Raw genomic sequence first — 253 nt, forward strand, 5'->3', positions numbered from 1 at the left:
CTTTGATAACAACGCTAAAAATGCCGTTAATGACAGTGCCAGCAATAATTTATGTGCCACCGTTACTATTGCCATCAAACCGCAAGGGTTGGTTTCAGACTATCTGACTCAACAAGCGTCACTTGGTACGGTATTCGATAGTAGCTTGCCAAGCGGTGATTTTACCTTGGCGGATACATCAGCAAAATTAACCAAGCAGAACAGTGAGGTGTCACGCTCTAAGCAATCGCCGTTATTATTTATCGCTGGTGGT

1 pseudogene is annotated in these 253 nt (G+C 43.9%); it reads left to right on the top strand.

Going from position 1 to position 253, the window contains the following annotated elements:
• Positions 1 to 253: pseudogene (locus tag AAEY88_RS14670) on the top strand (hypothetical protein); the annotation flags it as partial.

It is taken from the genome of Psychrobacter sp. CAL346-MNA-CIBAN-0220, assembly GCF_040309805.1.
GTDB lineage: Bacteria > Pseudomonadota > Gammaproteobacteria > Pseudomonadales > Moraxellaceae > Psychrobacter.